The 18,573-nt window shown below is 69.8% G+C and carries 17 protein-coding genes and 2 pseudogenes; 8 read left to right on the top strand and 11 right to left on the bottom strand.

All coding sequences use genetic code 11. From position 1 onward, the window contains the following. Positions 1-109: 109 nt before the first annotated feature. On the bottom strand, positions 110-1,615 hold the full coding sequence (gene rpsA / locus QRX50_RS27005; protein WP_285965961.1) for a 30S ribosomal protein S1: 1,506 nt from the start codon (positions 1,613-1,615) through the stop codon (positions 110-112). Between the two features lie 304 nt (positions 1,616-1,919). Here rpsA and QRX50_RS27000 point away from each other — a divergent pair, with 304 nt between their 5' ends. The 7 genes and pseudogenes from QRX50_RS27000 to QRX50_RS26970 all read left to right on the top strand — a co-directional run. Then, positions 1,920-2,792: a class I SAM-dependent methyltransferase gene (locus tag QRX50_RS27000; protein ID WP_285965960.1), complete on the top strand. Its 873-nt coding sequence runs from the start codon at positions 1,920-1,922 to the stop codon at positions 2,790-2,792. 19 nt (positions 2,793-2,811) lie between these two features. After that, positions 2,812-3,729 carry a GNAT family N-acetyltransferase gene (locus tag QRX50_RS26995; RefSeq protein ID WP_285965959.1) on the top strand — a complete coding sequence of 306 codons (918 nt, stop codon included), beginning with the start codon at positions 2,812-2,814 and terminating at the stop codon, positions 3,727-3,729. A gap of 144 nt (positions 3,730-3,873) precedes the next feature. Next, a complete protein-coding gene (locus QRX50_RS26990; protein WP_285965958.1) occupies positions 3,874-4,560 on the top strand; it encodes an ATP-binding cassette domain-containing protein in 687 nt (228 codons plus the stop codon). Positions 4,561-4,586: 26 nt separating this feature from the next. Beyond that, positions 4,587-6,482, top strand: a complete 1,896-nt coding sequence (locus QRX50_RS26985) for a YhgE/Pip family protein (protein ID WP_285974570.1) — start codon at positions 4,587-4,589, stop codon at positions 6,480-6,482. Next, positions 6,479-7,051, top strand: a complete 573-nt coding sequence (locus QRX50_RS26980; protein WP_285965957.1) for a TetR/AcrR family transcriptional regulator — start codon at positions 6,479-6,481, stop codon at positions 7,049-7,051. The genes QRX50_RS26985 and QRX50_RS26980 overlap by 4 nt, the downstream gene beginning before the upstream one ends. 279 nt (positions 7,052-7,330) lie before the next feature. Continuing rightward, the gene (locus QRX50_RS26975) at positions 7,331-8,158 is read left to right on the top strand and encodes a DUF72 domain-containing protein (protein WP_285974569.1); all 828 of its coding nucleotides are present in this window, start codon (positions 7,331-7,333) and stop codon (positions 8,156-8,158) included. Next, positions 8,159-8,353, top strand: a pseudogene (locus QRX50_RS26970) (DUF72 domain-containing protein); the annotation flags it as partial. It lies immediately after the preceding gene. A 29-nt stretch (positions 8,354-8,382) separates the two neighbouring features. Here QRX50_RS26970 and QRX50_RS26965 read toward each other — a convergent pair. The 6 genes and pseudogenes from QRX50_RS26965 to polA all read right to left on the bottom strand — a co-directional run bounded on the left by QRX50_RS26965 (position 8,383) and on the right by polA (position 14,033). Beyond that, positions 8,383-8,505, bottom strand: a complete 123-nt coding sequence (locus QRX50_RS26965) for a CU044_2847 family protein (RefSeq protein ID WP_285965956.1) — start codon at positions 8,503-8,505, stop codon at positions 8,383-8,385. Further along, the gene (locus QRX50_RS26960; protein WP_285965955.1) at positions 8,484-8,966 is read right to left on the bottom strand and encodes a trypsin-like peptidase domain-containing protein; all 483 of its coding nucleotides are present in this window, start codon (positions 8,964-8,966) and stop codon (positions 8,484-8,486) included. The genes QRX50_RS26965 and QRX50_RS26960 overlap by 22 nt, the downstream gene beginning before the upstream one ends. A 74-nt stretch (positions 8,967-9,040) precedes the next feature. Then, positions 9,041-9,541, bottom strand: coding sequence for a MarR family winged helix-turn-helix transcriptional regulator (locus tag QRX50_RS26955; protein WP_285965954.1), 501 nt, complete (start codon positions 9,539-9,541; stop codon positions 9,041-9,043). A 55-nt stretch (positions 9,542-9,596) separates the two neighbouring features. After that, positions 9,597-10,151 carry an EF-hand domain-containing protein gene (locus QRX50_RS26950; protein ID WP_285965953.1) on the bottom strand — a complete coding sequence of 185 codons (555 nt, stop codon included), beginning with the start codon at positions 10,149-10,151 and terminating at the stop codon, positions 9,597-9,599. A 195-nt stretch (positions 10,152-10,346) separates the two neighbouring features. Beyond that, positions 10,347-11,256: pseudogene (locus QRX50_RS26945) on the bottom strand (IS5 family transposase). Positions 11,257-11,291: 35 nt separating this feature from the next. Then, positions 11,292-14,033: a DNA polymerase I gene (gene polA / locus QRX50_RS26940; protein WP_285965952.1), complete on the bottom strand. Its 2,742-nt coding sequence runs from the start codon at positions 14,031-14,033 to the stop codon at positions 11,292-11,294. A 62-nt stretch (positions 14,034-14,095) separates the two neighbouring features. On the opposite strand from polA, the gene QRX50_RS26935 reads away from it, so the two are divergent. Further along, the gene (locus tag QRX50_RS26935) at positions 14,096-14,566 is read left to right on the top strand and encodes a PaaI family thioesterase (protein WP_285965951.1); all 471 of its coding nucleotides are present in this window, start codon (positions 14,096-14,098) and stop codon (positions 14,564-14,566) included. 167 nt (positions 14,567-14,733) lie between these two features. Here the strand turns inward: QRX50_RS26935 and QRX50_RS26930 are convergent, their stop codons facing one another. The 4 genes from QRX50_RS26930 to QRX50_RS26915 are packed head-to-tail and all read right to left on the bottom strand — an operon-like array spanning position 14,734 to position 18,515. Next, the gene (locus tag QRX50_RS26930) at positions 14,734-15,447 is read right to left on the bottom strand and encodes an ABC transporter ATP-binding protein (protein ID WP_285965950.1); all 714 of its coding nucleotides are present in this window, start codon (positions 15,445-15,447) and stop codon (positions 14,734-14,736) included. Further along, complete coding sequence (locus QRX50_RS26925) at positions 15,434-16,363, bottom strand: ABC transporter ATP-binding protein (protein WP_285965949.1); 930 nt, start codon at positions 16,361-16,363, stop codon at positions 15,434-15,436. The genes QRX50_RS26930 and QRX50_RS26925 overlap by 14 nt, the downstream gene beginning before the upstream one ends. Then, positions 16,360-17,508: a branched-chain amino acid ABC transporter permease gene (locus tag QRX50_RS26920; RefSeq protein ID WP_285965948.1), complete on the bottom strand. Its 1,149-nt coding sequence runs from the start codon at positions 17,506-17,508 to the stop codon at positions 16,360-16,362. Before QRX50_RS26920 ends, QRX50_RS26925 begins: the two co-directional genes overlap by 4 nt. Then, positions 17,505-18,515 carry a branched-chain amino acid ABC transporter permease gene (locus tag QRX50_RS26915; protein WP_285965947.1) on the bottom strand — a complete coding sequence of 337 codons (1,011 nt, stop codon included), beginning with the start codon at positions 18,513-18,515 and terminating at the stop codon, positions 17,505-17,507. The genes QRX50_RS26920 and QRX50_RS26915 overlap by 4 nt, the downstream gene beginning before the upstream one ends. Positions 18,516-18,573 lie beyond the last annotated feature (58 nt).

The raw sequence follows: 18,573 nt of genomic DNA, 5'->3' as shown, positions 1-18,573 counted from the left end.
CGGTCCACTTCGCACACCTCAAGCGCACACGAAAACATCGCGGCCCCGGTCCGAACTGGACCGGGGCCGCGATGTCAGAACTCAGTGGCGCTCAAGCGTCAGGCGTGACTCAGCCCTGGCCGCCCGACAGCTTCTCGCGCAGAGCCGCGAGCTGCTCGTCGCTGGCCAGCGTGCCGCCGCTCTTGGCCTCTGCCGGAGCGGAGGTGTAGGTCTGGTCGCCCCCGCTGCTGCCACCCTCGATGCCGGTGGCGGCGTCGGCAGCGGCTTCGGCGTCGGCCTCGGCAGCCTTCTTGACCTGCGCCATGTGGGCCTCGTAGCGCGTGAGGGCCTCGGCGTACTGCCGCTCCCACTCCTCGCGCTGCTTGTCGAAGCCGTCCTGCCACTCCTGGGTGTCCGGGTCGAAGCCTTCGGGGTAAATGTAGTTGCCCTCGGCGTCGTACTCGGCGGCCATGCCGTACTGGGTCGGGTCGAACTCGGTGTCCGGCGTGACGCCCTCGTTGGCCTGCTTCAGCGACAGCGAGATGCGACGGCGCTCGAGGTCGATGTCGATGACCTTGACCATGACGTCGCCGTTGACCTGGACGACCTGCTCCGGGATCTCCACGTGGCGCTCGGCCAGCTCGGAGATGTGCACCAGGCCCTCGATGCCCTCCTCGACGCGCACGAACGCACCGAACGGGACGAGCTTGGTGACCTTGCCCGGCACGATCTGGCCGATCGCGTGGGTGCGGGCGAACTGGCGCCACGGGTCTTCCTGGGTCGCCTTCAGCGACAGGGACACGCGCTCGCGGTCCATGTCGACGTCGAGGACCTCGACCGTGACCTCCTGGCCGACCTCGACGACCTCGGACGGGTGGTCGATGTGCTTCCAGGACAGCTCGGAGACGTGCACCAGGCCGTCGACGCCACCCAGGTCCACGAAGGCACCGAAGTTGACGATGGAGGACACGACGCCCTTGCGGACCTGGCCCTTGGCGAGGTTGTTGAGGAACTCGCTGCGGACCTCGGACTGCGTCTGCTCGAGGTAGGCGCGGCGGGACAGGACCACGTTGTTGCGGTTCTTGTCCAGCTCGATGATCTTCGCCTCGAGCTCGCGGCCGACGTACGGCTGCAAGTCGCGCACGCGGCGCATCTCGACCAGCGAGGCGGGAAGGAAGCCACGGAGGCCGATGTCCAGGATGAGACCACCCTTGACGACCTCGATGACGGTGCCCTTGACGGGCTCGTCCTTCTCCTTGAGCTCTTCGATCGTGCCCCAGGCGCGCTCGTACTGAGCACGCTTCTTGGACAGGATCAAGCGGCCTTCCTTGTCCTCCTTCTGGAGAACGAGAGCTTCGACCTCATCGCCGACGGAGACAACCTCAGCCGGGTCGACATCGTGCTTGATGGAAAGCTCGCGCGAGGGGATGACGCCCTCGGTCTTGTAGCCGATGTCGAGCAGGACCTCGTCGCGGTCGACCTTGACGATCGTGCCTTCGACGATGTCGCCATCGTTGAAGTACTTGATGGTCTTGTCGATAGCCGCGAGGAAGTCTTCCTCCGACCCGATGTCGTTGATGGCGACCTGCGGGGCCCCGGTGGGGGCGGTCGGGGCGGTGGCGGTGTCGGTGGTCATTAGGCGGGTTGCTCCGGAGGATGGGATCGTAGGGTGTCCAGTTGGCGGCGCGATGGGGCGTGAGACGGGAACATGCGACGACCCCACGAGCAACGTCCACCAGTGAACGACCGCGGCATGACCCGCAAACGGTGCGCTCCCCCGGCAAGTGAAGACCCAGGCAGCGCGAACCCACTGCGCTAACACGTATCGTACGCGGGCCCCGGTAGGGCACACAATCAGGGTCCCCACAGCTCCCGGTACCCTTCCGCCAACGTTTCGGCCGGTGCCGGCATTCCCCCCGTCATTCCCGGAAGGACCCAGCATGTCCGACCACTCGGCAGCCCCCACCGCGGACACGGCGGACACGGCCGACCGCCACGCCCAGGCCGAGCTGCAGCTCGGCACGGCCGGCGTCGCGCACCGCGCGGTCGGCGGCGGCGAGGCGGCCGCGGCGAACCTCGCCTGGTGGGACGCCGATGCCGACGACTACCAGGCCACCCACGGCGAGTTCCTCGGCGACACCGACTTCGTGTGGTGCCCGGAGGGCGTGCGCGAGGAGGACGTGCGGCTGCTCGGCGACGTGCGCGGCCGGCGTGTGCTGGAGGTCGGCTGCGGCCAGGCGGCGTGCTCGCGCTGGCTCTCCTCGGCGGGCGCCGAGGCCGTGGCGACCGACCTGTCCGGCGGGATGCTGCGCCACGCGCGCGAGGGCAACGAGCGCACCGGCGTCGCCGTGCCCCTCGTCCAGGCCAACGCCGAGTACCTGCCGTTCGCCTCGGGCAGCTTCGACGCCGCGTGCTCCGCGTTCGGCGCGCTGCCGTTCGTGCCTTCGCTCGCGACGGTGTTCGCCGAGGTGCACCGCCTGCTGCGCCCCGGCTCGCCCTGGGTGTTCTCGGTGACCCACCCGATGCGGTGGATCTTCCCCGACGACCCGGGCCCGCTGGGCCTCACCGTCGCGCAGCCGTACTTCGACCGCACGCCGTACGTGGAGGTCGACGACGACGGCGAGGCCACCTACGTCGAGTACCACCGCACGCTCGGCGACTACGTGCGCGCGCTGGCCGCCGGCGGGTTCGCGCTCGAGGACCTGCTGGAACCCGAGTGGCCCGAGGGCCACACGCGCACCTGGGGCCAGTGGAGCCCGTTGCGCGGCAAGCTCTTCCCCGGCACGGCGATCTTCCGCACGCGCCGCTCCTGAGCGGCTACGCTGCGCTTTCGTGGCCACCACCGAACCCGCGACGCGGTTCGCCGCGCTCGACCCGCTGCTGCCGCCGCCCGCGCCGTCGATCGGCGACACGGCCGGCGAGCGCGTCAGCGCGGTGACGGGCGCGGGCGAGCGCGTGTCCGGAGTCGTGCAGCGCCATCGCCACGGCCCGGGCGACACTCCCCTGCTGTGGTCGGCCGCTCAGGTGTGGCAGCTGTTCCCCGACGCGGACACCGCGGGCACCGAGGGGTTCGACCTCCTGCTGGGCGAGCTGCGGTCCCTGCTGGACACCGAGCCCGCCGAAGCCGACTCCGCGTGCGTCGTGAACTGGCCGAGTCGCGACGCGGAGGCGATCCGGGCGTTCCTCGACCACGGCCTCGCCCCGATGTCCGCGCTCGCCGTGCGGACGGACCCGCCGCCCCTCGCGGCCGCCGGCACCGACGGGATTGCCGTGCGCCTGGCCGGGCCGGGCGACTTCGACACCGTGCTGGAGCTGTGCGCGGCCACGTTCGACTACACCGGACTGGTGGCGCACCGCCGCCGGGACCAGACGGCGGAACTGCTGGCGCCCGCGTTGCGCCGCGCACTCGACGAACCGGCCACCTGGCTCGCGGAAGCCGGCGGCCACCCGGTGGCGCTGGCCCAGTGCGCGTGGGTGGACTCGGCTCCGGGCACCGAGGCGGCCGAGCTCCTGCCGCCGGGGAGGTGGGCCTACGTGAACAACGTCGTGACCGCGCCCGGCCACCGCGGCGGCGGGATCGGGCAGGTCCTCATGGACCACGTCCACCGCGAGCTGCTGCGTCCCGGCACGGTCGGCGCGTACCTCTACTACAACCCGATGAACCCGCTCTCCTCGGTGTTCTGGCACCGGCAGGGCTATCGTCCACTGTGGACCTCATGGGAAGCCCATCCGGCGACCGCGCTGCGCTGACCAGCACTGCTCACCGGGACACGGCCGCCCCGGTCGTGTGACGTGTGACCACCCGACTTGCCGCCCGTTGATCTTGTGCGCTAAATTTTTGCACTGACCGGTCAGTTCAAAAGTCCGGTCAATGGAAAAAATTGGAGTGTCCTCGTGCAGGTACGAGCCGACCAGGTGTCCCTGGAGGGACCCCACGGCACACTGTTGCCACCCACCTCGCTGACCGTCGAGGACGGCTGCGTGACGCTGGTCCACGGCGAGCCCGGCGTCGGGATCACCGCGCTGGGCCTCGCACTGGCCGGCCGCGTCGAGCCGAGCACCGGCACGGTCACCGCCGACGTCCCCGGCCTGCTGCGCGACCTCGTCGCCGTGGTCGACGCCCCGAGCGTGAGCGAGCCCGACGAGGCGCTGGCCCTGCGCGTGGTCGCCGGTGAGGAGCTCGCGCTGGCGCACCGGCCGGCGGGCAAGGAGGACGTGGCGCGCTGGCTCACCGAGCACGACGCCGCGCCGTTCGCCGGGACCCGCTTCGAGAACCTCGAGCCCGCCATGCGCACCCGGCTGCTCGCCGAGCTGGCCGCGGAGCGCACCGGCGTCCGCGTGCTCGTGCTCGACACTCCCGACCGGCACACGAGCCTCGTCGAGACGTGGACCGCGGTCGCCGAGGAGCACGCGAAGCGCGGCCTCGCCGTCGCCGTGCTCACCGCGACGACGCCCGCTTCCGCCCTCCCCTACTCCCCGACTCGCATCGGGTCGACCGACCAGCCCGCGCCGGTGCGGCTGCTCGCCCTCACCGAAGAAGATCGCGCCGAAGAGTTCAGCGCCGAAGGAGAACCGGCATGACCGCCCCCGACAAGCGCGCCGGCGGCCTGAACGCCTTCCGCATCGCCCTCAACGAACTGCGCCGCCTCTCGGCCGGCACGCTGCCGAAGCTGGCGATGGCCGCGCTCGTGCTGGTGCCGCTGCTCTACGCGTCCTTCTACCTGTATGCGAACTACGACCCGTACGGCCGGCTCGACAAGCTGCCCGCCGCCATGTTCACCAGCGACGCCGGCGCGAAGGACTCGACGGGGGCCACGCGCAACGTCGGGCGTGAGGTGACCGGCGAGCTCGTGAAGTCCGGCACCTTCCAGTGGCACGAAGTGTCCGAAAAGGACGCCCGCGACGGCGTGCGCGACGACAAGTACTCCTTCGCCATCGGCATCCCGCGCGACTTCTCCACCGCGCTGCTGTCGTCGGGCAACTTCACGCCGCAGCAGGCCACGATCACGCTCACCACCAACGACGCCAACAACTACCTCGCGGGCACCATCGCGAAGCAGGTGGCCGACCAGGTGCGCAAGACCATCGCCGAGAAGGTGGGCGGCGAGGCGGCCGACCGGTTCCTCGTGGGCTTCTCCACGATCTACGGCAAGATCTCCGACGCCGCCAACGGCGCGAAACAGCTCGCCGACGGCGCCGCGCAGCTGCAGACCGGCCAGCACCAGCTCGCCGACGGCGCGAGCCAGCTGGCCACCGGTTCCAGCACCCTCGCGACCGGGCTGAACACCCTGAAGACGAGCACGGCGCAGCTGCCGAGCCAGACGCAGCAGCTCGCGACCGGCGCCGGCCAGGTCGCCGACGGCAACCAGCAGGTGGCCGACGCCGCCTCGCTCGCCGCGTCCGCGTCGGCCGACATCCAGGGCAAGCTCGACGGCTATCGGACACAGCTGAACACCGACCTGCACAACGCGGGCCTGTCCGACACCCAGGTCAACGGCATCCTGGCGCAGCTCGACCAGCTGCGCTCGCCCGTCGACCAGGCGAACACGAAGATCCAGACCGCCAACGGTGACCTCGCCAAGCTCGCCGGCGGCGCTCGTCAGGTGTCGGACGGTGCCCACCAGCTCGCCTCGGCCACGCCGCAGCTGACCAGCGGGATCGCGCAGGCGTCCGACGGCGCGAACCAGCTCCGCGACGGCGCGGCGAAGCTCAACGACGGGGAGAAGACCGCCGTCACCGGCACCGACCAGCTCGCGAGCGGTGCGAACCAGCTGCGCGACGGACTGTCCTCGGGGCTGTCGCAGATCCCGAACCCGGACGACCCGACGCGCACCGCCACGGCGAACACCATCGCCGACCCGGTCGCGGTCACGGCCAACGGCGTCGCTTCGGCGGGCACGTACGGCGCGGGGCTGGCCCCGTTCTTCATCTCGCTGGCCACGTGGATCGGCGCGTTCGTGCTGTTCCTGCTCATCCGGCCGCTGTCCACGCGGGCGCTCACCGCGGGCGCCGCGCCGCTGCGGGTCGCGCTCGGCGGCTGGCTGTCCTCGGCCGTGCTCGGCATCGCGCAGGTGATCGTGCTATTCGCCGCGGTGACGTGGCTGGTCGGCATCCACATCGCGCATCCGTTGGGCGCCCTCGGGTTCGCGATCCTCGTCTCGCTGGCGTTCACCTCGGTGGTGCACGCGCTCAACGCGTTCTTCGGCGCCGTCGGCAAGTTCCTCGGCCTGGTGCTGCTGGTGCTGCAGCTGGTGAGCGCGGGCGGCACGTTCCCTTGGCAGACGATCCCCGACGCGCTCTACCCGCTGCACATCGTGCTGCCGATGGGCTACGCCATCGACGGCTTCCGGCACCTGCTCTACTCCGGCGCGTCGCTGCAGATCCTCGGTGACGTCGGGGTGCTGCTGGCCTACCTCGTCGGCGGGATCGTGCTCTCGACCCTGGCGGCGCGCAAGCACCGGGTCTGGACGGTGTCCGCGCTCAAGCCCGAGCTCAGCCTGTGAGGGAGACGACCAAGCGGAGGCTCTTCGAGGCGACCCTGCGGCTTTCGGCCAGCAGGGGCCTCGTGGGGCTGACGGTGGACGAGATCGCGACCGAGGCCGGCGTCGCCAAGGGCACGGTGTACTACAACTTCGGGTCCAAGGACGGGCTGATCGACAGCCTGCTCCGCTTCGGCGTCGACCTGCTGGCCGGGCGCCTGCGCGCGGCTGTGACCGACGACGAGCCCCTCGACGTGATCGAAGCGCAGGTCGACACGACGCTGCGGTTCATCGCCGAGTACCCGGGGTTCTCGCAGATCGTGGTGAGCGAGCTGTGGCGCACACCGGGCCAGTGGCACGACACGCTGGCTTTGCTGCGCGAGGAGATCATCTCGATCGTGAAGGCGCAGCTGTACCGCCTCGACGAGGCCGGCCGGCTGCCCGCGGGCGTCGCCATCGAGACCGCGGCGGCGGGCCTGTTCGGCACGATGCTGGTCGTCGCGCTCGACTGGCAGGTCTTCCAGCCCACCCGCACCCGGGCCGACGTGCGCGATTCGGTGATGGTGCTGATCCGGGGCCTCGGCCGTGGCTGAGACCCCGGACGGTTCTTTCGCGCGCCGGGTCAGCCGCAGTTGGCGCAGCAGCCGCAGCCCTTGCCGGTGCACGCGGCGCAGCAGCCGTGGCGCATGACGAACTTGAAGAGCCGCTTGATCATCTCTCGGTCCTCCGCTATCGATCGACACCAACGCATGTCACGCTAAGTGAGGCGGCCGTGACGCGGGTACCGCTGACCGGGCGGGTGACGCGGGTGAATCACCTGACCGTGGTGTCCCCACTAGGCTGGCGGCGTGAAACTCCACGTCGGCTGCGCGATGTGGACGCACGCGCCCTGGCAGGGCCGGCTCCTGCCGCACCCCCTGGCCCCTCGCGAGCGCCTGCGCGCGTACGCGACGTGGTGCAACGCGGTCGAGGGCAACACGACGTTCTACGCCACGCCGTCGCGCGCCACGGTCGAGACCTGGGCCGAGCAGACGTCGGCCGATTTCCGGTTCGTACTCAAGCTGCCGAAGCCCATCACGCACGAACGCGGTCTCGGCGACGGCGACGCGCTGCTGACCCCGTTCCTGGCGGCGATCGAGCCACTGGGCGAACGCGCCCACACCCTGTGGATCCAGCTTCCGCCGTCGTTCTCGCCGGAGGCCCTCGGTGCCCTAGCCGGTTTCCTGCGGCGCTTGCCCCGCGAGTACCGCTACGCCGTCGAGGTCCGCGACCGCGCGTTCTTCGAAGACGGGCGCGCCGCCCAGGCCTTGGAACGTGTCCTCGCCGGCGTCGGCGCCGAATGGATCACCTTCGACACCACGGTGCTGTTCGCCCAGCGACCGACGTCCGAAGCCGAACAAGAGGCGTGGCTGAAGAAGCCCCGCATGCCCCGGCGGATCCGCGCCCTCACCGCGAACCCCGTCGTCCGCTATATCGGCCGCGACGACCCCGAGCAGACCGCAGCCGGCTGGCTGCCCTGGGCCGAGGCCGTGGCGCACTGGCTGCGCGAAGGCCGCTCCCCCACGGTCTTCCTCCACACCCCGGACAACGCCGACGCGCTGCTGCTGGCCCGCCGCTTCCACGACGACGTGCGGGCGCGCGTGCCCGAGCTGGCACCGCTGGCCGAACCGACGCCGGTGGGACCGCCGACGTTGTTCTGAGGCTGGCTGCCCTGGGCCGAGGCCGTGGCGCACTGGCTGCGCGAAGGCCGCTCCCCCACGGTCTTCCTCCACACCCCGGACAACGCCGACGCGCTGCTGCTGGCCCGCCGCTTCCACGACGACGTGCGGGCGCGCGTGCCCGAGCTGGCACCGCTGGCCGAACCGACGCCGGTGGGACCGCCGACGTTGTTCTGAGCCGGACCGTCCACACCGGACCTGCGGTCTCACCCCCCGTCGGCACCGTCTCGGCGCCACTTGAGCTTGATCTCGAGCTGTCCCTCCACGCCGGTCTTCGCGATGACGGCGCCCGCCTCGGCGCTGAGCTTCACCCCGAACTTGATCTCCACCTTCCTCGGCCTGCACGGCCGCGCCGGAGAAGCCGCCGGTGATGGGGTGCGCTTCGTGGTCCCGGGCGAGCTGCACCCATTCGCAGCCCGGCCCGCCCTCGTCGACGATCCGACCCTGCCACCAGAGCCCGTGGTCCGAGCCTGGCGGGAAGCATCCGGTGCAGCGGCGCGGCCAGCGAACCCGGTTGCCGGTTCGCGAGGCGCAGCACCGCGATGTCCCCGCGTTCGTCGCGCGCCGGTGGGAACCACGCACCGGGCACCACTTTCGCGACCGTGCCGCCGGATTCGCGCATCCCGACGAAATCCACGGACAGCTCGGCTTCGGGGCCGCCGGCGTCCTCGACGACGTGGGCGCAGGTGAGCACGTGGTCCTCGTCGAGCATCGTGCCCGCGCCGTGGATCCGGCCGCCGTGGTCGCGCAGCCGCACCCGCCAGCGTCTTCGCTCGGCCGGGAAACCCACTCAGGCGACCCTACGCGGGGACCCGCCGGGATTGGGCCCGCTTCGGGAAAGTGGACCAGCCCGGGCCAGCGCACTCACCCGTTCGGCGCCGTCCGCAAGGCACCCTCCGCCGTCAGTGGTCCAGACCTTTCGCGGCTCTCCGCGACGGAACGGAGTTCGCGGGCGAGCCGTTCCGCGGCGGGGCCGAAGAAAGCGCTGTCGAACTCGGCCGCGACGGCCGCGGCGTCGGCCGCCAGGTCGCGTCCCGCGAGGGTGAGGGAGACGCGGACGGCGCGGGCGTCGCGTTCGTGGGCCGTGCGGCTGAGCATGCCGCGGACTTCCAACGCCCGCAGGACTTTCGACGTCATCATGCGATCGGCGCCGGCGTGTTCGGCCACTTCCTGCTGGGTGGCGGGGCCGGCGGTGCGCTCGAGGCGGGCGGCCGCGGACAGCAGGAGGAACTGCGTCGGCGTGAGGCCCAGCGGGCGCAGCCGGACATCGAGTGCGGCGCGCCAGGCCAGGGCCGCCTGGTGGAGCCAGAAGCCGGCGCCGGCAGCGGCGCCGTCCTCCGCGAGATCGGAGATCTCGTACATCATGTCTCCCCGTTCGCGTGCCGCGGCCGCCGGAGGTGCGGCCGCGGCACGCAAGTCGTCAGCGGGCGCCCAGCGGCAGGTCGAACCGGCCGAACACCCAGGTGCCCGGTGCGTCGGCGTTGTCGCCGGCCCAGAACTCGAGCCAGTGCTCGGTGAACTCGTCGGCCGCGAGGTAACCGTCGCCGTTGAGGTCCAGCACCGGGAACACCGTGTCGGTGTCGGTGGCCGTGCCGTTCCAGGTCTCGATGAGCCGGCGGTACTCCTCGCGCGAGATGCGCTCGTCGCCGTTCTCGTCGATGGCCTCGAACATCGCGGCCGCCGTGCCGCGTACCGAATCGGGCATGTCCCCCAGCTGGTCCACCACGAGCAGGACCTCGTCGAGCGTCACCTTCTCGTCGCGGTCGATGTCGGACGCGGCGAGCAGCGTGGTCCACCAGCCCATCATGATCTCGCTCAGGCGGGTGGCCTGGGGCGAGCCGGGAATGAGGCCGCGTGCCTTCGTCCAGCGGTCGGTGAGCGCCTGGAAATCGGTCTCGGTGAGGAATCCGTCGCCGTCGACATCCATCGCACCGAACACCGTGGAGATCTTGCGTCTCTGCAGTTCACTCGCCATCGTTCGCCGTCCTTTCTCCGATCCCCCTTGGCCGGGGACCCCGTGGGCGAAGCTCAGCGTTGTCTCGACTCAAGATCACCTGCACCGGCACCCGGGTTCTCCCCCGGCCCGACCTGGTGATTTCGTTAGTGACGCGAAGTAACCAGAGAGGCTCCTTCCCCGCGGGGAAGGAGCCTCTCTGGTCCGTTCGGAGTCCTAGAGCACGTCTGACAAAGCCTTGGTCCAGGTGATCACGGCGTGGAGGAGTACGGCGGAGCGGTAGACGATGGCCAGCTTGTCGAAGCGGGTGGCCAAGCCACGCCATTGTTTGAGCAGGTTGAAGCCGCGCTCGACGACGTTGCGGCCGCGGTAGTCGAGGACATCGAACGCTGGTGGGCGGCCGCCGCGTGAACCCCGGCGTGTGCGGTGCCCGACCTGATCGGCAGGTTCGGGGATGACGGCGGTGATGCCGCGGGTGCGCAAGTGCCCGCGGATCGCTCGCGAGGAGTAGGCCTTGTCGCCCCGGACCCGGTCGGGACGAGTACGTGCCCGACCACGCCCAGCCCGACGGATCCGCAGGTGCCGCATCAGGTGCGGAAACATCGGTGCGTCGCCGGCCTGACCGGGACCGACCAACGTCACCAGTGGTCGGCCGTTCCCGTCGACGAGGTGGTGGACCTTCGTGCTCCAGCCGCCGCGCGAGCGGCCGATCGCATGATCAGGCGGCTCGGCGAGCAGATCCGTGTAGTTCGACCCAGCCCCCTGTGACACGCCTGATGTTGGTGGCGTGCTGATGCGCCCGCGCGATCGTGGAATCCACCGACACCGCCCAATCCACCATCCCGGCCGCATCCGCAGCGGTCAGCAGCCGCTGCAACACGGTGTCCCACGTGCCGTCACCGGCCATGCGACGGTGCCAGGTCCAGATCGTCTGCCACGGACCGAACACCGCCGGCACATCCCGCCACGCGATCCCGCACCGATACCGGTAGATGATCCCTTCCACCATCGCCCGCGCGTCCGAAAACGGACGACCCCGCTTACCGGTACGCACCGGCAACAGATCCTCGATCAACACCCACTGCTCATCCGACAGCAACTCAAACCGCGACACGACCGACAGCATCCCAGCCGCCACACACGACGTTTGTCAGACACGCCCTAGTGCGCGGCTTCGTTCCACGAACGGCCGTAGCCGACGGAAACCTCCAGCGGCACGGCGAGGTCGTAGGCCGACCCCATGCCTTCGCGCACGAGCTTCTCGACCTCGGCGCGCTCGCCCTCGGCGACCTCCAGCACGAGCTCGTCGTGCACCTGCAGCAGCACACGGCTGCGCAGCTTCGCCTTGACCAGCTCGCCGTGCACGTTGAGCATCGCGACCTTGATGATGTCGGCGGCGCTGCCCTGGATCGGTGCGTTGAGCGCCATCCGCTCCGCCATCTCGCGGCGCTGGCGGTTGTCGCTGTTGAGGTCGGGCAGGTAGCGGCGGCGGCCGAAGATCGTCTCCGTGTAGCCGGTCTTCCCGGCTTCGCCGACCACGGACTGCAGGTAGTCGCGCACGCCGCCGAAGCGGTTGAAGTACGCCTCCATCTGCGATTTCGCGTCCTCGGTCGAAATGCGCAGCTGCTGCGAAAGCCCGTAGGCCGACAGCCCGTACGCCAGGCCGTAGGACATCGCCTTGACGCGGTAGCGCTGCTCCGCCGTGATCTCGTCGGCGGGCACAGAGAACGCGCGCGACGCGACGAACGTGTGCAGGTCCTCTCCGCTGTTGAAGGCCTCGATCAGGCCCTCGTCCTTCGACAGGTGCGCCATGATCCGCATCTCGATCTGGCTGTAGTCCGCGGTCATCAGTTCGGCGTAGCCCTCGCCGACCACGAACGCGTCGCGGATGCGCCGGCCCTCTTCCGTGCGCACCGGGATGTTCTGCAGGTTCGGGTCGACCGACGACAGCCGCCCGGTCGCCGCGATGGTCTGCTGCAGCGTGGTGTGGATGCGCCCGTCGTCGGCGACCGACTTGATCAGGCCCTCGACGGTGGTGCGCAGCCGTGTGGCGTCGCGGTGCTCCAGCATGTGCTGCAGGAACGGGTGCTCGGTCTTCTCGAACAGGCTCTGCAGCGCCTCGGCGTCGGTGGTGTAGCCGGTTTTGGTGCGCTTGGTCTTCGGCATGCCGAGCTCTTCGAACAGCACGACCTGCAGCTGTTTCGGCGAACCCAGGTTGATCTGCTTGCCGATCACCTTGTACGCCTCTTCGGCGGCCTGCGTGACACGGCCGAGGTAGTGGGCCTCCAGCTCGGTGAGCTGCTCCACGTCCACGGCGATGCCCGCGGCCTCCAGCTCGGTGATGACCTCGAGCAGCGGCAGCTCCAGCTCGGCGAGCAGCTTCGCGCCGCCGAGGTCCTCCAGCTCCTTGCCGAGCGCACCGGCGAGCTCGTAGATCGCACGGGCCTTCACCAGCTCGTCGGAGATCTCCTTCTGCTCCAGACCCTCGGCGCCACCGTCGAGCAGCGACAGCTGGCCGTCGCCCTCGGCGGCCTCGGAGCGCAGCTCGCGGTGCAGGTAGCGCAGCGCCAGGTCGTCGAGCTCGAAGGTGCGCTGGCCGGGGCGCACGAGGTAGGCCGCGAGCGCGGTGTCGAGCACCAGCCCCGCGAGCGTCCAGCCGCGGGCGCGCACGGCGTGCAGCGCCACCTTGAGGTCGTGGCCGATCTTGCGGATCTTCTCGTCGGCCAGCCACGCGGCCAGCGCCGTGTCGTCGGCCTCGTCCATCGCCGTGACGTCGATGTACGCGCCTTCACCGTCGGCGCACGCGAAGGCCAGCGCCCGCAGGTCGGAGCGGATCGACGTGCCCGTGGCGCGGAACGCGACCGCCACCGGCTCGCCCTCGCCGGTGTGCGCGGCGAGCCAGGCGCCGAGCGCACCGGGCGCGAGCGCTTCACCCGAGACGTCGAAGCCTTCCTCGGCCTCCGGCTCGGCGCTGCTGAGCGTGGCGAAGAGCCGGTCGCGCAACACGCGGAACTCCAGCTCGTCGAACAGGCGGTGCACCGCGTCGCGGTCCCACGGCCGCAGCTCCAGCTGGTCGGGCACCAGGTCGAGTTGCACGTCGCGAACCAGCTCGGTGAGCTGGCGGTTGAGGGTGACCGACGTCAGGTTCTCGCGCAGCGCGTCGCCGACCTTGCCCTTGACCTCGTCGACGCGGTCGATGAGGTCGGCCAGCGTGCCGAACTGGCGGATCCACTTCGCCGCCGTCTTCTCCCCCACCCCGGGGATGCCCGGCAGGTTGTCCGAGGGGTCGCCCCGCAGCGCCGCGAAGTCGGGGTACTGGGTCGGCGTGAGGCCGTATTTCTCTTCCACCGCGTCGGGCGTGAAGCGAACCAGGTCCGACACGCCGCGCTTCGGGTAGAGCACGGTGACGTGCTCGTTGACCAGCTGCAGCGCGTCGCGGTCGCCGGTACAGATCAGCACGTCGAAGTTCTCGACGCCGGCCTGCGTGGTGAGGGTGGCGATGATGTCGTCGGCCTCGAAGTTCTCCTTGACCAGCGACGGAATGCCCAGCACTTCGAGCACCTCTTTGACCAGGTCGACCTGGCCGCGGAACTCGTCGGGCGTGGTGCTGCGGTTGGCTTTGTAGTCGGCGAACGTCTCCGACCGGAAGGTCTTGCGCGAGAGGTCGAACGCCACCGCGAGGTGCGTGGGCTCCTCGTCGCGCAGCAGGTTGATGAGCATCGAGGTGAACCCGAACACCGCGTTGGTGACCTGACCGGTCTTCGTCTTGAAGTTCTCCGCGGGCAGCGCGAAGAAGGCGCGGTAGGCCATCGAATGACCGTCGATGAGCAGCAGGCGGGGCCGCTCGGCCGTGGTCGTGGCTGCTGTGGCGTTCACTACGGTTCGGTTCTCACTCGGGCTCACGGGAGCGAGTCTAAGGTGAGGGTCCGACACTCTTACGTGTCGCATAGGTTGAGGAGCATTGCGTGACCGAGCAGGCCGGCGACTTGGCGCTGGAAACCCGCGCGGGGATCGACCCCGCGGCCGCCGACCAGCAGCTGAACGACAAGATCGGGCTGAAGATCCTCGAGGCCACTCCCGAGCGCGTCGTCGGCACGATCCCCGTCGAGGGCAACCTCCAGCCCTACGGCCTGCTGCACGGCGGAGCCAACGCCACCGTCGCCGAAGCACTCGGCTCGATCGTCGCCGCGCTCAACGCGGGCACCGACCGCGCGGCAATGGGTCTCGAGCTGTCGTGCACGCACCACCGCGCCGTGCGCTCGGGAATGGTCACCGGCGTCGCCACTCCGCTGCACGTCGGGCGCGGCATCATCACCGCGGAGATCGTGCTCACCGACGACGAAGGCCGGCGCACCTGCACCGCCCGCCTCACCTGCGTGGTGCGGGACCGGCCGCCGGGAGCTGTGTCTTCTGCCTCGGCTCCGCCGAGGCGGTGAGATCGCCTCAAGCCGATTTCTTCCCTCCCGATTTCGCGCGGCTCGAGGGGCGGCACGAAATCGCTCAGTCCAGAAACCGGCGCGATCTCACACCGGGTTTCGCCGGCTGAAATGGCAACGGCCCCTCACCCACCGGGGCGAGGGGCCGTCGCACAGGGTCTCCTGCCTCAGCCGACGCCGAGGTAGGCCTCCTTGATGCTGGTGTCGGCCAGCAGTTCCTTCCCGGTACCGGACTTCGTGATGCGCCCGGTCTCCAGCACGTACGCGCGGTGCGCCCGCGAAAGGGCCTGCTGCGCGTTCTGCTCCACCAGCAGCACCGTGGTGCCCTGGCGGTTGATCTCCGTGATGATCCGGAAGATCTGCTGGATGAACTGCGGCGCGAGCCCCATCGACGGCTCGTCGAGCAGCAGCAGCCGCGGCTTCGCCATCAGGGCGCGCCCGATGGCCAGCATCTGCTGCTCGCCGCCGGACATCGTGCCGCCCATCTGGGTCTTGCGTTCCGCGAGCCGCGGGAACAGCTCGAAGACACGGTCGAAGTCCGGCTGAAGGTTCTTCCGGTCCTTGCGCGCGTACGCGCCCATGTCAAGGTTCTCGAGCACCGTCATGCCCGGGAAGATCCCCCGGCCCTCGGGCGACTGCGAGATCCCGCGGACCACGCGCAAGTCACCGCGCAGGCGCGAGATGTCCTCGCCGTCGAAGCGGATCGCGCCGGCCGAGATCGGCCGGATTCCGGAGATGGCCCGCATCGTGGTGGACTTGCCCGCGCCGTTGGCCCCGATCAGCGTGACGATCTCGCCCTCGTCGACCGTGATGGACAGGTCCGACACGGCCTGGATCCGGCCGTAGTGGACCGAGACCTCGGACAGCTCAAGCAACGTCATCGTCGGGCACCCCCAGGTAGGCGGCGATCACGGCGGGGTTCTCCCGGATCTCGGCAGGCACCCCTTCCGCGATCTTCTTGCCGAACTCCAGCACCACGATCCGGTCGGTCACGCCCATGACCAGCTTCATGTCGTGTTCGATCAGCAGGACGGTGTAGCCGTCGTCGCGGATCGTCCGGATCAGCCCCATGAGCTCTTCCTTCTCCGCCGGGTTGAACCCGGCGGCCGGCTCGTCGAGGCACAGCAGCTTCGGCTCGGTCGCGAGCGCCCGCGCGATCTCCAGGCGCCGCTGGTAACCGTAGGGCAGGTTCTTCGCGCGGTCGGCCGCCCGGTCGGCGATGCCGACGAACTCCAGCAGCGCCATGCCCTTCTCGATCGCCTGCTTCTCCTCGCGGTGGTGGCGAGGCGTGCGCAGCAGGGCGCCGACGAGGCTGGTCTTGTGGCGGGCGTCGGTGCCGACCACCACGTTCTCCAGCGCCGTCATCTCGGAGAAGAGCCGGATGTTCTGGAACGTGCGCGCGATGCCGAGCTGCGTGATGGCGTGGCGCGAGGCCTTGCCCAGCGGCTTGTCCTCCAGCAGCACCTGGCCGGAGCTGGGCCGGTAGACGCCGGTCATCGCGTTGAAGCACGTGGTCTTGCCGGCACCGTTGGGCCCGATCAGGCCCAGGATCTCGCCGCGGCGGATGTCGAACGACACGCCGTCGAGCGCCACGAGACCGCCGAAGCGCACGGTGACGTCGTCGACCTTGAGCAGGGTCTGCCCGATCGCGACGTCGATCTCACGGTCCGCTGCGACGACCTCGGCGACCTCCGCCTCGTGCTCGGCGAGCTGTTCCGCGTTCATCTGGGCGACCTCGGCCACGAGGCCGCCCTCGGCCGGGACCTCGGGGCCCGTGCCGCTGCCAGGGGCGGTCATGCCTTCTCTCCCGTGGGGTCGGAGGCCAGCGAGCCGTCGCTGCTGACCTGCTCGCCGCGGCCGAGCAGCCGCTGGTACGCCTGCCTGCCGTACGTGAGCAGCCGTTGCCGCGCACCGAGCAGGCCCTGCGGGCGAAAGATCATCAGGATGATCAGCGCGAGACCGAAGATCAGGTACTTGTACTCGGCGATCGCCTGGAACCGCAGCGGGATGTAGGCCACCACGATCGCGCCCAGCAGCACCCCGACCTTGTTGCCCGCACCACCGAGGATCACCGCGGCCAGGAACAGCATCGACGTGACGACGTCGAACTTCTGGTTGTTCACGAAGCCCAGCTGCCCGGCGTAGAGCGCGCCGGACAGGCCGCCGACCGCGGCGCCGGACACGAACGCCCAGATCTTGAACTTGTACGTCGGCAGGCCCATGATCTCGGCGGCGTCCTCGTCGTCGCGGATCGCGACCCAGGCGCGGCCGACGCGGCTGCGTTCCAGGTTCCCGACGAGGAACAGCACCAGGATGATGAGCGTGACGCACAGCCAGTACCACGGTGTGCCGTCGGAGTTGTTGAACAGCGGGCTGCCGTCGGCGTTGGTGCCCGGCGGGTGCCCCACCGATTGGAAGCCGCGGTTGCCGCGCAACGGGTCGACGTTGTCCGCCAGCAGACGCACGATCTCGCCGAACCCGAGCGTGACGATCGCGAGGTAGTCCCCGCGTAGTCGCAGCGTCGGTGTCCCGAGGATCACGCCGAAGATCATCGTGACCACCATGGCGATCGGGAGCACGACGAGGAACGGCAGCTTGTGCAGCGTCGAATCGGGACTCGTGAACAGCGCCATCACGTACGCGCCGACCGCGAAGAAGCCGACGTACCCGAGGTCCAGCAGGCCGGCCTGGCCGACCACGATGTTGAGCCCGATGGCGACCAGCGCATAGCGGGAGACCTCGAACATCGCGATCGGGAAGTCGTACCCCGGCTGCGTGGTGATGATCGGCGGGTTGAGCACGGGCAGCAGGTAGATCAGCGCCACCAGGGGCACGAGCACGAGCCACTGCTGCACGCGCGGCAGGTTGTTCCACCAGTCCGAGATCGGCCGCTTGCGCTTCGCGGGGGCGGTCGCGGCCGGCGGCGTCGAGGTCACCGTCATACCCGTGCCTTTCCGAGCGACTCGCCGAGGATACCGGTCGGGCGGACCATCAGGATCAGCACGAGGAGCACGAACGCGACGACGTCGCGCCACTCGCCGCCAAACAGCGACTGGCCGTAGTTCTCGACGACCCCGAGCAGCAGGCCGCCGAGCAGCGCGCCGCGCAGGTTGCCGATACCGCCCAGCACCGCGGCGGTGAACGCCTTGATGCCGAGGATGAAGCCGCCCTGGTACGAAGCGCCCTGCGGGATCTTCATCATGTAGAACAGGGCCGCCGCGCCGGCGAGCAGACCGCCGATGAGGAACGTGAGCGTGATGACGCGTTCCTTGTTCACGCCCATGAGCGTGGCGGTGTCCGGGTCCTGCGCCACCGCGCGGATGCCGCGGCCGAACTTGGTGCGGTTCACGAACGCGTTGACGGCGAGCATCAGCACGATCGACGCGATGACCGTGATGATCGTGACGTTGGTGACGTCGGCGCCGAAGATCTTGAACACCGGTTCGTTGCGCATCAGGCGGATGCCCTGCTCGGCGTTGCCGCCGCGCCAGATGAAGAGAATCTGCTGCAGTACGAAGGAAGCGCCGATCGCGGTGATCAGGAAGACCAGCTTCGGCGCGCCGCGTTTCCTCAGCGGACGGTAGGCCACGCGTTCGAGGAGTACCGCCGTGCCGCCGGACACGGCCATCGCCGCGATCAAGGCCAGCAACAGGAACCCGATCAGCTCGACGACCGGGAGCTCGGGCGTCGCCCCGGACCGGAAGCCGAGGCCGAAGAAGGTGAACCACACCGCGTAGGCGCCGTAGATGAACACCTCGGAGTGGGCGAAGTTGATGAGCTTCAGGACGCCGTAGACGAGGGTGTAGCCCAGCGCCACGAGCGCGTAGATGCTGCCGTAGGCAAGACCGTCGATCGTGTTGGCCCAGAAGTTTCCAACGAAGGCGCCCACGTCGAAGGTGATCCAGCTGTCGCCCTGCGCGAGGACGAGCGAGCTCAGGTCATGGGTCATCGACACACTAGTTCTCCATGTGGGTCCGGGGTGCGGGCCCGGCGGGATCGATCCGCCG

Origin of the sequence: Amycolatopsis sp. 2-15 (assembly GCF_030285625.1) — a bacterium.
GTDB classification, from domain to species: domain Bacteria; phylum Actinomycetota; class Actinomycetes; order Mycobacteriales; family Pseudonocardiaceae; genus Amycolatopsis; species Amycolatopsis carbonis.
Note: the sequence above shows the minus strand (reverse complement) of the source record. Positions and strands in the feature narration are given on the sequence as shown.